Annotated in this window: 11 protein-coding genes; 3 read left to right on the forward strand and 8 right to left on the reverse strand. The window is 69.3% G+C overall.

The annotated features are described in order from the left end of the window. Positions 1–64: 64 nt before the first annotated feature. The 3 genes from CFB49_RS14270 to CFB49_RS14280 form a co-directional block, all read right to left on the reverse strand. Entirely contained in the window at positions 65–1,546 is a 1,482-nt protein-coding gene (locus CFB49_RS14270) for a DegQ family serine endoprotease (RefSeq protein ID WP_089435564.1), read from the reverse strand. A 112-nt stretch (positions 1,547–1,658) separates the two neighbouring features. Further along, positions 1,659–3,005 (reverse strand): ATP-binding protein, encoded by a 1,347-nt coding sequence (locus CFB49_RS14275; RefSeq protein WP_089435565.1) that lies wholly within the window; start codon positions 3,003–3,005, stop codon positions 1,659–1,661. A gap of 3 nt (positions 3,006–3,008) precedes the next feature. Further along, on the reverse strand, positions 3,009–3,671 hold the full coding sequence (locus tag CFB49_RS14280) for a response regulator (protein ID WP_050014536.1): 663 nt from the start codon (positions 3,669–3,671) through the stop codon (positions 3,009–3,011). Between the two features lie 185 nt (positions 3,672–3,856). On the opposite strand from CFB49_RS14280, the gene dacB reads away from it, so the two are divergent. The 3 genes from dacB (at position 3,857) to CFB49_RS14295 (ending at position 7,869) form a co-directional block, all read left to right on the forward strand. Further along, complete coding sequence (gene dacB, locus CFB49_RS14285; RefSeq protein ID WP_089491618.1) at positions 3,857–5,389, forward strand: D-alanyl-D-alanine carboxypeptidase/D-alanyl-D-alanine endopeptidase; 1,533 nt, start codon at positions 3,857–3,859, stop codon at positions 5,387–5,389. Between the two features lie 329 nt (positions 5,390–5,718). After that, the gene (locus CFB49_RS14290; RefSeq protein WP_089491619.1) at positions 5,719–6,633 is read left to right on the forward strand and encodes a sterol desaturase family protein; all 915 of its coding nucleotides are present in this window, start codon (positions 5,719–5,721) and stop codon (positions 6,631–6,633) included. 96 nt (positions 6,634–6,729) lie between these two features. Further along, positions 6,730–7,869 carry an SGNH/GDSL hydrolase family protein gene (locus CFB49_RS14295; RefSeq protein WP_089435568.1) on the forward strand — a complete coding sequence of 380 codons (1,140 nt, stop codon included), beginning with the start codon at positions 6,730–6,732 and terminating at the stop codon, positions 7,867–7,869. An 89-nt stretch (positions 7,870–7,958) separates the two neighbouring features. Here the strand turns inward: CFB49_RS14295 and CFB49_RS14300 are convergent, their stop codons facing one another. The 5 genes from CFB49_RS14300 to fba form a co-directional block, all read right to left on the reverse strand. Further along, on the reverse strand, positions 7,959–8,987 hold the full coding sequence (locus CFB49_RS14300) for an L-threonylcarbamoyladenylate synthase (protein ID WP_089491620.1): 1,029 nt from the start codon (positions 8,985–8,987) through the stop codon (positions 7,959–7,961). An 11-nt stretch (positions 8,988–8,998) separates the two neighbouring features. Further along, the gene (locus CFB49_RS14305; protein ID WP_089435570.1) at positions 8,999–10,195 is read right to left on the reverse strand and encodes a 5-(carboxyamino)imidazole ribonucleotide synthase; all 1,197 of its coding nucleotides are present in this window, start codon (positions 10,193–10,195) and stop codon (positions 8,999–9,001) included. 90 nt (positions 10,196–10,285) lie between these two features. Continuing rightward, complete coding sequence (gene purE, locus CFB49_RS14310) at positions 10,286–10,807, reverse strand: 5-(carboxyamino)imidazole ribonucleotide mutase (RefSeq protein ID WP_089435571.1); 522 nt, start codon at positions 10,805–10,807, stop codon at positions 10,286–10,288. Positions 10,808–10,823: 16 nt separating this feature from the next. Further along, positions 10,824–11,714: a phosphoribosylaminoimidazolesuccinocarboxamide synthase gene (locus CFB49_RS14315; RefSeq protein ID WP_027785305.1), complete on the reverse strand. Its 891-nt coding sequence runs from the start codon at positions 11,712–11,714 to the stop codon at positions 10,824–10,826. Positions 11,715–11,947: 233 nt separating this feature from the next. Beyond that, positions 11,948–13,012 carry a class II fructose-bisphosphate aldolase gene (gene fba / locus CFB49_RS14320; protein ID WP_006481730.1) on the reverse strand — a complete coding sequence of 355 codons (1,065 nt, stop codon included), beginning with the start codon at positions 13,010–13,012 and terminating at the stop codon, positions 11,948–11,950. Positions 13,013–13,068: the final 56 nt, after the last annotated feature.

Genomic DNA, 13,068 nt, shown 5'->3' on the forward strand with positions numbered 1-13,068 from the left:
TCACGCGATCGAGCGGCGGCGGCGCCCGCCGCGGCCGGCCGGGCCGGCCGTCGGCCGTGGCCGGTCAGCTCAGGTCGACCGGCACGAAGATCTGTGCATTATCGCGCTGGATCAAGAGAGCAAGACTGTTGCCCGCGCCCTTCACCGCGTCGCGCAACTGCTCGGGGCTCGTGACCGGGCGGCCGTTCACCGCGAGGATCACGTCGCCGGGCTGGATGCCCGCGTTGGCGGCCGGCCCGCCGGCCTGCTGCACGATCAGCCCGTGCGACAGGTTGTCGGCGTTGCGCTCCTGCGGCGACAGCGGCCGCACCGCGACACCCAGGCGGCCCTGCTCGACCGGCCCGCCGTCGTTCGACGCGAGCTTCGCATCGGCCATCGCGCCGAGCGTCACGCTGATCGACTTCTTCGACTTGTCGCGCCAGATCTGCAGGTCGGCCTTCGAACCCGGTTTCAGGTTCGCGATCTGCGCGGGCAGCGACGTCGAATCGGCGACCGGCGAACCGTTGACCGCGAGGATCACGTCGCCCGGCTGCAGGCCGGCCTTCGCGGCCGGACCGTTGGCGTCGACCGAGCTGACGAGCGCACCGTCCGGCTTCGGCAGCCCGAACGAGCTCGCGAGCGTCTGGTTCAGCCCCTGCACGGCCACGCCGAGACGGCCGCGGCTCACGTGGCCGGTCTTCACGAGTTCGTCCTTCACCTTGATCGCCTCGTTGATCGGGATCGCGAACGACAGGCCCTGGAAGCCGCCCGTCTGCGAGTAGATCATCGAGTTGATGCCGATCACTTCGCCCTGCAGGTTGAACAGCGGGCCGCCCGAGTTGCCGGGGTTCACCGGCACGTCGGTCTGGATGAACGGCGTGTAGTTCTCGTCCGGCAGCGCGCGCGACTTCGCGCTGATGATGCCCGACGTGACCGTGTTGTCGAAGCCGTACGGCGAGCCGATCGCGACGACCCACTGGCCGACCTTGCTCTGTGCCGGATCGCCGATCTTCACGGTCGGCAGGCCGCTCGCGTCGATCTTCAACACAGCGACGTCGGACTGCTTGTCGGAGCCGACGACCTTCGCCTTGTATTCGCGCTTGTCGGTCAGCTTGACCGTGACGACGTTCGCGCCGTCGATCACGTGCGCGTTGGTGAGGATGTACCCGTCGGCGCTGACGATGAAGCCCGACCCGAGGCTCGCGCTGGGCTGGTCGTCCGGCTGCGCGTCGCCGCCCATGCCCGGCACCTGGCCGTAGAAGTGCTTGAAGAACTGGTAGAACGGGTCGCTCGGATCGATCGGCAGTTGCGGCTGCGGCGCGCGCCGCGACACCTGCTTCACGACATGCTTCGCGCTGATGTTCACGACCGCCGGGCCGTAGGTCTCGACGAGCCCGGAGAAATCGGGAATGCCGGTCTTGGCGGCGGCTTCGGCCGGCATCATGGCGGCCTGCGCGGGCGTGATGATCTGCGGATCGGCGCGGCGGGTACCGGCGAAATAGCCTGCCGACAGGGCGGCCGCCACGGCGACCGCGACGGTGCCGCGCGCAAGGAATCGGGTGTTCATCGTAGGACCTCCTCGTTGTTAGGACGCAGCGTAACGACCCTGACTTAAAGGAGGCTTAATCAGCCTTAAGCGGGGCTTAAGCGGCCTCCGTCGCGGGGCTGGCACGGCCCGTTCAGGCGGATTCGGAAGGCTGCGGCGCCTGGGCCGGCATCTCGGCATCGCGGAACACGACGCTGACGAGCAGGCCGCCCGCGGCCGCATCGCCGAGCGACACCGTCGCGCCCTGCTGCGCGGCCACGCGCTTGACGATCGCGAGCCCGAGACCGCTGCCCGACACGTCGGTGCGCGCGCGCGCCGTGCTGTCGCGATAGAAGCGGTCGAACACGCGCTCGCGCTCGTCGGCCGGAATGCCCGGCCCGCTGTCGGCGATCTGCACGCACGCGCGGCCGGCCGCGTCGCGCGTCAGCGACACGTCGATGCGGCCGCCGTCGGGCGTGTACTTCACCGCGTTGTCGAGCAGGTTGCCGAACATCACGCGCAGCGCGCCGACGTCCGCGACGACGCTCGCCGCGTGCGTTTCCTCGAAGCCGAGATCGATGTCGTGCCGCTGCGCGAGCGGCGCATGCGCGGCCACGCATTCGGCGAGCAGCGCCTGCAGGTCGACCGGTTCGCGCATCGTCGCGCCGTCCGGCTCGGCGCGTGCGAGCGCGAGCAGTTGCTCGGTCAGACGCGTCGCGCGCGACACGCCGTCCTGGAGATCCGCGATCGCCTCGCGGCGCGACGCATCGTCCTTCGCGCGCGCGACGAGCTGCGCCTGGATCTGCACGGCCGCGAGCGGCGTGCGCAATTCGTGCGCGGCGTCGGCGACGAACGCCTTCTGCGTGTCGAGCGCCGACGACAATCGCGCGAGCAGCCCGTTCAGCGCCCGCACGAGCGGCTGCACCTCGAGCGGCAGCCGGCCGTCGGGGAGCGGATCGAGCGCTTCCGGCCGGCGCGCCTCGACCGCGCGCGTCACGCGGCCGAGCGGCGCGAGCCCGCGCCCGACGATCCCCCACACCGCCGCACCGAGGAACGGCAGCAGCACGATCAGCGGCCATAGCGTGCGCAGCGCGACGTTCGCCGCCAGCCGGTTGCGCACCGACAGCGGCTGCGCGAGCTGCACGACGTTGTCGCCGACGATCGCGCCATACACGCGCCATTCGCCGCGATCGGTGCGCTCGGTCGAGAAGCCGAGCTCCGCGCGCGGCGCGATCGGCGCGCGCGGATGCGAGAAGTACATCAGCACGCCGTTGCGATTCCAGATCTGGATCACGATGCCTTCGTCGCCGTTGGTGCGCGAGCCGAACACCTGCGAGAACGGCTCCGACGGCAGCGCCGCGGCGATTTCCTGCAACTGGTAGTCGAACAGTTCGTTCGCCTCGGCGAGCGCCTGCCGATAGATGAGCCAGCCGGCCATGCCCACGCCCGCGACGACGATCGCGAGCAGCCAGATCAGCAATTGATGACGAATCGACCGCACGCGTCAGCTTTCCTTGACGACCATGTAGCCGAGCCCGCGCACGTTGCGGATCAGGTCCGAGCCGAGCTTCTTGCGCAGCGCGTGAATGTAGACCTCGACCGTGTTGCTGCCGATCTCCTCGCCCCAGCCGTACATCTTCTCCTCGAGCTGGCTCTTCGACAGGACCGCGCCCGGCCGCGCGAGCAGCGCCTCGAGCAGCGCGAACTCGCGCGCGGACAGCGCGACGGGCGCGCCGTCGAGCGTCACCTGGTGCGCGGCCGGATCGAGCGTCAGCGCACCGTGGCGGATCAGCGACTCGCTGCGCCCGGCCTGGCGGCGGATCAGCGCGCGCATCCGCGCGCCGAGCTCGTCGAGATCGAACGGCTTGACGAGGTAGTCGTCGGCGCCCGCGTCGAGCCCCTTCACGCGATCGGCGACCGCGTCGCGCGCGGTGACGATCAGCACGGGGAGCGCCAGCCCGCGCCCGCGCAGCGTGCGCAGCACGTCGATGCCGTCGCGCTTCGGCAGCCCGAGATCGAGCAGCAGCAGATCGTACGTCTCGCCGCCGAGCGCCGTCAGCGCGGCGTCGCCGTCCTGCACCCAGTCGACCGCAAAGCCGTCCGAGCGCAGCGCCTTGCGCACGCCCTCGGCAATCATTCGATCATCTTCGACAAGCAGAATCCGCATCGGGCCACGCATCCATGGGGCGAGTCAAACACGGCGACCATTGTAGCGCCGCGAATCGCGTGCGCGGCACGCTGCAATGCAACAGTAAGGCGGATTGCAAGGGGCCTGCCGCGACTTGTCTCTACAATGTGCGCTTCGGCGCCCCGCGCGCCCTGCCCGAGCCCCTGCTTTTCCCGTATTCGCCCATGCCGATTTCCGATCTTTCCGCGCGGTTCGCCCCCCGCGCCCGCGTCTGCCTGCGGGCGGCCGCCGTCGTCGCCACCTGCACGGCGCTCGCGTTCGCGCCGTCCGCGCAGGCCCGCAAGAAACTCCACAAGGAAGCACGCAAGAGCGCCGTCGTGTCGCCGGCCGCGCGCGCGGCCGGCTTGCCCGCATCAGTGCTCGTCGCGCTGCAGCGCGCGAAGGTGCCGGCGTCGGCGATGAGCGTGGTGGTCGAGCGCGTCGGCGATCCGCAACCGCTGATCGCATGGAATGCGAGCCGGCCGATGCTGCCGGCCTCGACGATGAAGCTCGTGACGACCTTCTCGGGCTTGTCGATCCTCGGCCCCGACTACCGCTGGCGCACGACCGCGTACACGGACGGCACGGTCGACCCCGACGGCACGCTGCAGGGCAACCTGTACATCAAGGGCACCGGCGATCCGAAGCTCGTGCCCGAAGAGTTGATCGACCTCGTCGACAAGCTGCGCAAGGCCGGCGTCAAGCGCGTGGCCGGCGGCCTCGTGCTCGACAAGAGCTATTTCGCGGCGTCGACGCGCGACCTGCCGTCGTTCGACGACGATGCGAGCGCACCCTACAACGTCGGCCCCGATCCGCTGCTGTACGCATTCAAGGCCGTGTCGTTCACGGTCACGCCGGGCGACGACGGCAAGGTCGCCGTCGACGTGCTGCCGCCGCTCGCGGACCTGTCGATCGACAACCAGCTCGTCGAAGGCTCGGGCTCGTGCAGCGCGGCCGCCGCGGCCGCACGCCCGACGCTGACGGCCGGCGGCGGGATCATGACCGCGTCGTTCGCCGGCGACTACCCGCTGCGCTGCGGCGCGCACACGACCAACCTCGCGATCCTCGATCACACGACGTTCTTCGCGCGCGGCTTCCTCGCGCTGTGGCAGCAGGACGGCGGCACGATCACGGGGCCGGTGAGCGAAGGCAAGGTGCCGACCACCGCGCGGCCGCTCGCCGTGCATCACAGCCCGGTGCTCGGCAGCATCGTCTACGACATCAACAAGTTCAGCAACAACGTGATGGCGCGCAACCTGTTCCTGACGATCGGCGCGGTCAGCGGCAAGCCGCCCGCGACGCCCGAGCAGTCGAGCCGCGCGATCCAGGCATTCCTGCAGAAGAACGGCATCGCGATGTCCGACCTCGTGCTCGAGAACGGCTCGGGGCTGTCGCGCGAGGAGCACGTGAGCGCGCTGTCGCTCGCCGCGCTGCTGCAAGCCGCGAACGCGAGCCCCGTCGCGCAGGCGTTCGTCGATTCGCTGCCCATCGCCGGCATCGACGGCACGATGAAGAACCGCCTCACCAACGCGGGCGTGCTCGGCAACGCGCACATCAAGACCGGCACGCTGCGCGACGTGCGCGCGATCGCCGGCTACGTCGCCGGCGCGGACGGCCAGAGCTACGTCGTGGTCAGCTTCATCAACGACGATCGCGCGGAAGGCGCACGCGCCGCGCACGACACGCTGCTCGAGTGGATCTACGCGGGCGCGCACTGACGGTCCGCGCACCGTGCATCGGGCCGTCGTGACAACGCGGCCCGCGCTTCCCGTCCTCTTTCGCCCGCGAAATTTCGCGCCGCGCGGTTTGAAACGCCGCCGCCCCTCTCGCGTGACGCGCGGCGCGCACGCCGCGCACGCAAAACGGGGCCGCACCGCCCGGCCCCGCGCAGTACGGATTCCGTAGAAACCCTGTCCTCAGAGGGAACCCTCTACGCTCCCCCCTCGCCTAGCGCGTGACGATTGCGTAGGCTGTTGGCCTGACCGATATCTACAACGGGCCACACGCCCGGCCTCATGGCTTGCAGGGGAACGAAGGAGACACGCCCATGCGATTCGACGTCGAATTGCTTCTGCTCGCGCTGGCGCCCGTCTTCCTGCTCTGCATCGCGTGGGAGGCCTGGCACCTCGCCCGCACCCGTGCGCAGGACCGCATCTATGCGTGGCGCGATACGCTGTGCAACGCGGCGCTCGCGCTGATGCACCAGGGCGCCGACAAGCTCGCATGGCTGTTCGTGATTCCCGTCTATGCGTACTGCTACCGGCACTATCGTCTTTACACGTGGCACGACGGCTGGCTGTCGTTCGCCGTGCTGTTCGTCGCGCAGGACTTCCTCTACTACGTGTTCCATCGCGCGAGCCATCGCGTGCGCTGGCTGTGGGCCGCGCATGTCGTGCACCACTCGTCCGAGCGGATGAATTTCTCGACCGCGTTCCGCCAGAGCCTGATGTACCCGGTCGCGGGCATGTGGCTGTTCTGGCTGCCGCTCGCGTTCGCCGGCTTTCCGCCGCAACAGGTCGTCGGCATCGTGCTGATCAACCTCGCGTTCCAGTTCTTCGTGCACACGCAGGCGATCGGCAAGCTCGGCTGGCTCGAATACGTGCTGAACACGCCGTCGATCCACCGCGCGCACCACGCGCGCAACGCGCGCTACATCGATCGCAATTACGCAGGCGTCCTGGTGATCTGGGATCGCCTGTTCGGCAGTTACGTCGACGAAACGCCCGACGATCCGCCGCAGTACGGGATCGTCGAGCGGCTCGACTCGAACAACCCGCTCGTCGCGACGTTCCACGAGTGGGTGGCGATGGCGTCCGACGCGTGGCGCGTCGGCGGATGGCGCAACAAGCTGCGCGCGATTTTCGGCCCGCCCGAATGGGCGAGCGCTTATCATGCGCAGATTGCCGAGGCCGCGAACCAGGATTCGCGCACCGCGCCGCCGGCGGCTGCGCGCGACCGATAAACCGTTTCAGCCAACGGCCGCCGCGCAGCCCGGAACCGAGCAGGCACGCGGCAGATGAGAAACACATCAGGGCCATATCTACGAGGAGATAGAACGATGCAGACACAACAACACGCACTTTCCCGCACGCGTCAGCGCATGCTGCGCACCGCCCAGGTCGCGATCGCCGGCGCCGCGCTCGCGCTGCTCGCCGCATGCGGCGGCGGTGACGACAACAACGGCAGCAGCGCATCGACCACGCCGCCGTCGGGCGTGAAGATGCAGATCGTGTCGTTCGGCGACAGCCTGTCCGACGTCGGCACCTACTCGCAGATCAAGCTCGGCTTCGGCGGCGGCCGCTTCACGACCAACCCGGGCCAGGTGTGGACGCAGAACGTCGCGCAGTACTACGGCGACACGCTGCAGCCCGCGAACCAGGGCGGCTTCGGCATCCCGCTGCAGGCCACCGGCGGCCTCGGCTACGCGCAGGGCGGCTCGCGCGTGACGCTGCAGCCGGGCATCGGCCATGCGGACGCCAGCGTGCCGAACCCCGACTACGCGCAGGCGACCACCACGCCGATCGCCGACCAGGTCAAGCAGTACCTGACGCAGCACGGCAGCTTCAACGCCGGCCAGATCGTGCTGATCAACGGCGGCGCGAACGACATCTTCTACCAGGCCCAGGTCGCGCAGGCGCAAGGCAATACGCCGGCCGCGCAGCTCGCGGCGGCGCAGGCGATCGGCCTGGCCGCGCAGCAGCTCGGCGGGATCGTCCAGCAGATCGTCGCGGCGGGCGCCACGCACGTGTTCGTCGCGAACGTGCCGGACATCGGCGGCACGCCGCTCGCGCTGCAGGGCGGCACGCAGGCCGCGTTCACGCAACTGTCGGGCCTCTTCAACCAGACGCTGGCCGGCACGCTGGCCGCGCTGAAGGTCGACCCGACGAAGGTTGCGGTGGTCGATTCGTTCACGTGGCAGGACGGCATCGCGGCCAACTACCAGGCGAACGGCTTCAGCGTGAAGAACACCGATACGGCCTGCAACCTGAAGGCGATGGTCCAGGCCGCGACGCAGTACGGCGTCGCGAACGCGACCGCGTTCGGCTCGTCGCTGTTCTGCTCGCCGCAGACCTACACGGTCGCGAATGCGGACCAGACCTACATGTTCGCCGACACGGTTCACCCGACGACGCGCCTGCATGCGCTGTTCGCGCAGTACGTCGAACAGCAGATCGCGAAATCCGGCGTCGGCAAGTAAGCCGCCGGCCACGCGCGCAAACGAAAACGCCTGACCGGTTCGCGCCGGTCAGGCGTTTTTTCATTCCCGAGCGGAAGGCGAAGACTGCGTCAATCGCGCGCGTCGAACGCGGCCGCCGCGCGGCCGAGGCGATCGTTGACCGCGATCCATTCGACGGTCTCGGGCAGCTTCTCGACGAGGATGCGCGCGACCTGCGCGCGATCGAGCGCCCGCAGCATCCCGTACAGGTCGCGTGCATAGGCCTGCGGATCTTCCGGCGCCGCGACGAAATGCACGCCGTCGGCCTGCGCCCAGTGTCCTGCCCGCGACGCGCGGGCAACGAGCGCGACGCGCTCGCCGTCGGTTTGCGCGGCCGCGAGCAGCGGCTCGAGCGCGTCGAACGGCAGCAGCGCGAGCGGCGTACGCGGCGCGTAATGCGCTTTCAGCGTGCCCGACGCGCGCGGCGCCGTCGCGTCGCTGCCGTCCGGCAGTTTCGGCGCGCGGCCGAGCACGTCGGCGATCTGTTGCGGCGTCACGTGGCCCGGGCGCAGCAGTGCCGGGAAACCGCGAGACAGGTCGAGAATCGTCGATTCGATGCCGACTTCGGATGCGCCGCCGTCGAGCACGTGCACGGTATCGCCGAATTCGTCGCGCACGTGCTGCGCGGTCGTCGGACTCACGTGGCCGAACCGGTTCGCGGACGGCGCGGCCACGCCGCCGTGGCCGCCGCGTCGCGCGCTGAACGCGGCCAGCAGCGCCTGCGCGACCGGATGCGACGGACAGCGCAGCCCGACCGAATCCTGCCCGCCGCTCACGGCATCCGGAATGCGCGCGTGGCGCTTCAGGATCAGCGTGAGCGGGCCCGGCCAGAATGCATCGATCAGCGCGTGCGCGTCGGCCGGCAGGTCGTCGGCCCAATAGCCCGGATCGCCGCCGGGCGGCAGATGCACGATCACCGGATGGTTCGCGGGCCGCCCCTTCGCCGCATAGATGCGCGCGACGGCTTCGGGGTTCGCCGCGTCGCCGCCGAGCCCGTAGACGGTCTCGGTCGGAAACGCGACGAGCTGGCCTGCGTCGAGCAACGCGGCGGCCGCGTCGATCTGCGCGGGCGTCACGTGCTTCGGGAGATCGATGGACATCGGCCGGCGCCTCAGTCGAGCGGCACGCGCAGCAGTTGCGCGCACGCGGTGGCGGCGGCGACGGCTTCGTCGCGCGTCTCGGCCGTGAAGTTCACGTGGCCCATCTTGCGGCCGACGCGCGCTTCTTCCTTGCCGTACAGGTGCAGGTGCGCGGCCGGCATCGCGGCGACCGTGTCCCACGGCGGCGTGACGGCCTCGGCCGCCGCACCATCGGGAAACCACACGTCGCCGAGGATGTTCAGCATCGCGGCCGGCGAATGCTGGCGCGGGTTGCCGAGCGGCATGCGCGTCATCGCGCGCACCTGCTGCTCGAACTGGCTCGTTGCGCACGCATCGACCGTGTAGTGGCCGGAGTTGTGCGGGCGCGGCGCCATTTCGTTCGCGACGAACGAGCCGTCCTCCAGCACGAAGAATTCGACGCACAGCACGCCGACGTAGCCGAGCGTATCGGCGATCCGCACGGCCGCCTGCTGCGCCTCCTCGACGCGCGCGGCATCGGCGGCCGGCGCCGGCACGACCGTCAGCGCGAGGATGCCGTTGTGATGCACGTTCTGCGCGAGCGGGAACGCGGCCGAGCGGCCGTCGGCGCCGCGCGCGATCAGCGCCGACACTTCGTATTTCAGCGGCAGGCGCTTCTCCAGCACGCACGGCACGCCGCCGAGCGCGGCATGCGCGTCGCGCGCTTCCTGCGCGGTGGCGACACGCACCTGGCCCTTGCCGTCGTACCCAAGGCGGGCCGTCTTCAGGATGCCCGGCAGCACCGCGGTGAGCGCCGCATCGTCGAGCGCGGCGAGCGCCGCCGCCGATTCGATCACGACGTGCGGCGCGACCGGCACGCCCGACGCCTCGATGAACCGCTTCTCCGCGATGCGATCCTGCGCGACCGCGACGCAGCGGCCGGCCGGTGCGACGAACGTCGTGCGCGCGAGGAAATCGAGGCTCGCGGCCGGCACGTTCTCGAACTCCGTCGATACGGCGTCGCACAGGTCCGCCAGTTCGGCGAGTGCGGCTTCGTCGTCGTACGCCGCGCGCAGGTGGCGATCGGCGACCGCGCCGGCGGGGCTCGTCGGATCGGGATCGAGCACGGCGACGCGGTAGCCCATCGACTGGGCGGCAAAGCAGAACATGCGGCCAAGCTGGCCGCCGCCGACCATGCCCAGCCACGCGCCGGGCAGGATCGGGGAAACGGAATCAGGAGTTGCGGTCATGTCAGTGGTCGGTCGCGGCGGAACGCGGAAATGCCCGCCGCAGTAGGAAAATCCGGCGCCGGCCGCCTCGTGCGGCCGCGCGCCATGCCGTCATTCCAGCGGCGGCAGCACCATCGCGTGCGCGGCTTCGTTCTGGCGCACGCGGAACGCGGCGAGCCGGTTCGCGTAGTCGACCGAGTTGCCGGACAGGATCGACACCGCGAACAGCGCGGCATTCGCGGCGCCGGCCTCGCCGATCGCGAACGTCGCGACCGGCACGCCCTTCGGCATCTGCACGATCGAGTGCAGCGAATCGACGCCCTTCAGGTACTTGCTCGCGACCGGCACGCCCAGCACGGGCACCGTGGTCTTCGCGGCCAGCATGCCGGGCAGGTGCGCGGCGCCGCCGGCGCCCGCGATGATCGCGCGCAGCCCGCGCTCGCGCGCCTTCTCCGCATAGTCGAACATCTCGTCGGGCATCCGGTGCGCGGACACGACCTTCGCCTCGTACGGCACGCCGAATTCCTGCAGGATGGCGACCGCATGCTTCATCACGTCCCAGTCGGAACTCGAGCCCATCAGCACGCCGATGAGCGGCGCGCCGTGCGTGTGGGCGGTCTGGACTTCACTCATTTCTTATCTTCCTCGATCAGGCAAGCGACTGGCCCGTGATGCGCTCGAGCGCTTCCTGGTACTTCGCGGCCGTCTTCTCGACGACGTCGGCCGGCAGCGCCGGCGCCGGCGCCGTCTTGCCCCACGGCTGCGCCTCCAGCCAGTCGCGCACGAACTGCTTGTCGAACGACGGCGGGTTCGTGCCCACTTCGTACTGGTCGGCCGGCCAGAAGCGCGACGAATCGGCGGTCAGCACTTCGTCCATCAGGTACAGCTTGCCGTGGTTGTCGAGGCCGAATTCGAACTTCGTGTCGGCGATGATGATCCCGCGCGTCGCCGCGTAGTCGGCCGCTTCCTTGTACAGGCGGATCGAGATGTCGCGGATCGTCGCGGCCAGCTCGGTGCCGATGCGGCGCTCGGTTTCCTCGAACGTGATGTTCTCGTCGTGCTCGCCCATCTCGGCCTTCGCGGCCGGCGTGAAGATCGGCTCGGGCAGCTTCTGTGCGTTCTGCAGGCCTTCGGGCAGTTGCACGCCGCACACGGCGCCCGACGCCTGGTATTCCTTCCAGCCGCTGCCGGCCAGGTAGCCGCGCACGACCGCTTCGATCATGATCGGCTCGAGGCGCTTGACGACCACGCCGCGGCCCTTCACCTGCTCGACCTCGTCGGCCGCGACGACCGCTTCCGGCGCGTCGCCCGTCAGGTGGTTCGGCACGATGTGCGCGAGCTTGTCGAACCAGAAGTTCGCCATCTGGTTCAGCACGCGGCCCTTGTTCGGAATCGGCTCGCCCATCACCACGTCGAAAGCCGACAGGCGATCGGTCGTGACGATCAGGAGCTTGTCGTTGCCGACCGCGTAGTTGTCGCGAACCTTGCCGCGACCGAGAAGCGGCAGCGAGCGGAGCGTGGATTCGTAAAGGGTAGACATCGTCTTTTCGCAGATAAGGAGCCAAACAAAAAGGGAAACGCCGTTCCCCGCGGCAGGCGGGAACGGCGGTCTTGCAATACGTCGGCGAACCGGCGGGCGCAACGCCCGGGCGGCTGCCGGCCGGCCCTCGTTCGGCCGGACGGAACGGCTGCCGGGGCCGGATCGGATCCGGCCAACCGGGCGGCCAGCCCGTGCCCGGCGGCAGAACCGGGCGGGGCAATCGTACTACAGTCTCAGCGCACGACCTGCGCGAGCGCGCCGGACTTGTACTGTTCGGCGATCTTGTCGAGCGACACCGGCTTGATCTTGCCGGCCTGGCCTTCGCAGCCGAACGCGAGGTAACGGTCGACGCACACCTTCTTCGCGGCTTCGCGCGCGGGCTTCAGGTAGTCGCGCGGATCGAACTTGCCCGGGTTCTCGAACAGGTAGCGGCGGATCGCGCCGGTGATCGCGAGACGCAGGTCGGTATCGATGTTGATCTTGCGCACGCCGTGCTTGATGCCTTCCTGGATTTCCTCGACCGGCACGCCGTAGGTTTCCTTCATGTCGCCGCCGAATTCGCGGATCTCGGCCAGCAGTTCCTGCGGCACCGACGACGAACCGTGCATCACCAGGTGCGTGTTCGGAATGCGTGCGTGAATTTCCTTGATGCGCTGGATCGACAGGATGTCGCCCGTCGGCTTCTTCGAGAACTTGTACGCGCCGTGCGACGTGCCGATCGCGATCGCGAGCGCGTCGCACTGCGTGAGCTTCACGAAGTCGGCAGCCTGCTCCGGATCGGTCAGCAGCTGCTCGCGGGTCATCGTGCCTTCCGCGCCGTGGCCGTCTTCCTTGTCGCCCTTCATCGTCTCGAGCGAGCCGAGCACGCCGAGTTCGGCTTCGACCGTCACGCCGATCGAGTGCGCCATCTCGACGACCTTGCGCGACACGTCGACGTTGTATTCGTAGGAGGCGACCGTCTTGCCGTCGGCTTCCAGCGAACCGTCCATCATCACGCTCGTGAAGCCGCTGCGAATCGCGGCCGTGCAGACCGCCGGCGACTGGCCGTGATCCTGGTGCATCACGACCGGGATATGCGGATACGATTCGACCGCCGCTTCGATCAGGTGGCGCAGGAACGGCTCGCCCGCATACTTACGCGCGCCGGCCGATGCCTGCATGATCACGGGCGCGCCGACCTGATCCGCCGCCGCCATGATCGCCTGGACCTGCTCCAGGTTGTTCACGTTGAAGGCCGGCAGGCCGTAACCGTGCTCTGCCGCGTGGTCCAGCAATTGACGCATTGATACGAGAGGCATTGTGGAACTCCTTGGAATGAAAACCGGTGCGCCCTGACGCCGGCGCGGCGCTCGCT

Origin of the sequence: Burkholderia sp. AU17457, assembly GCF_002223255.1 — a bacterium.
GTDB classification, from domain to species: Bacteria; Pseudomonadota; Gammaproteobacteria; order Burkholderiales; family Burkholderiaceae; genus Burkholderia; species Burkholderia sola.

Excerpts from the sequence above, each read along its gene's own strand:
- CFB49_RS14270 (WP_089435564.1), bottom strand. The coding sequence starts at position 1,546 with ATGAACACCCGATTCCTTGCGCGCGGCACCGTCGCGGTCGCCGTGGCG.
- CFB49_RS14280 (WP_050014536.1), bottom strand. The coding sequence starts at position 3,671 with ATGCGGATTCTGCTTGTCGAAGATGATCGAATGATTGCCGAGGGCGTG.
- dacB (WP_089491618.1), top strand. The coding sequence starts at position 3,857 with ATGCCGATTTCCGATCTTTCCGCGCGGTTCGCCCCCCGCGCCCGCGTC.
- CFB49_RS14290 (WP_089491619.1), top strand. The coding sequence starts at position 5,719 with ATGCGATTCGACGTCGAATTGCTTCTGCTCGCGCTGGCGCCCGTCTTC.
- CFB49_RS14295 (WP_089435568.1), top strand. The coding sequence starts at position 6,730 with ATGCAGACACAACAACACGCACTTTCCCGCACGCGTCAGCGCATGCTG.
- CFB49_RS14300 (WP_089491620.1), bottom strand. The coding sequence starts at position 8,987 with ATGTCCATCGATCTCCCGAAGCACGTGACGCCCGCGCAGATCGACGCG.
- CFB49_RS14305 (WP_089435570.1), bottom strand. The coding sequence starts at position 10,195 with ATGACCGCAACTCCTGATTCCGTTTCCCCGATCCTGCCCGGCGCGTGG.
- purE (WP_089435571.1), bottom strand. The coding sequence starts at position 10,807 with ATGAGTGAAGTCCAGACCGCCCACACGCACGGCGCGCCGCTCATCGGC.
- CFB49_RS14315 (WP_027785305.1), bottom strand. The coding sequence starts at position 11,714 with ATGTCTACCCTTTACGAATCCACGCTCCGCTCGCTGCCGCTTCTCGGT.
- fba (WP_006481730.1), bottom strand. The coding sequence starts at position 13,012 with ATGCCTCTCGTATCAATGCGTCAATTGCTGGACCACGCGGCAGAGCAC.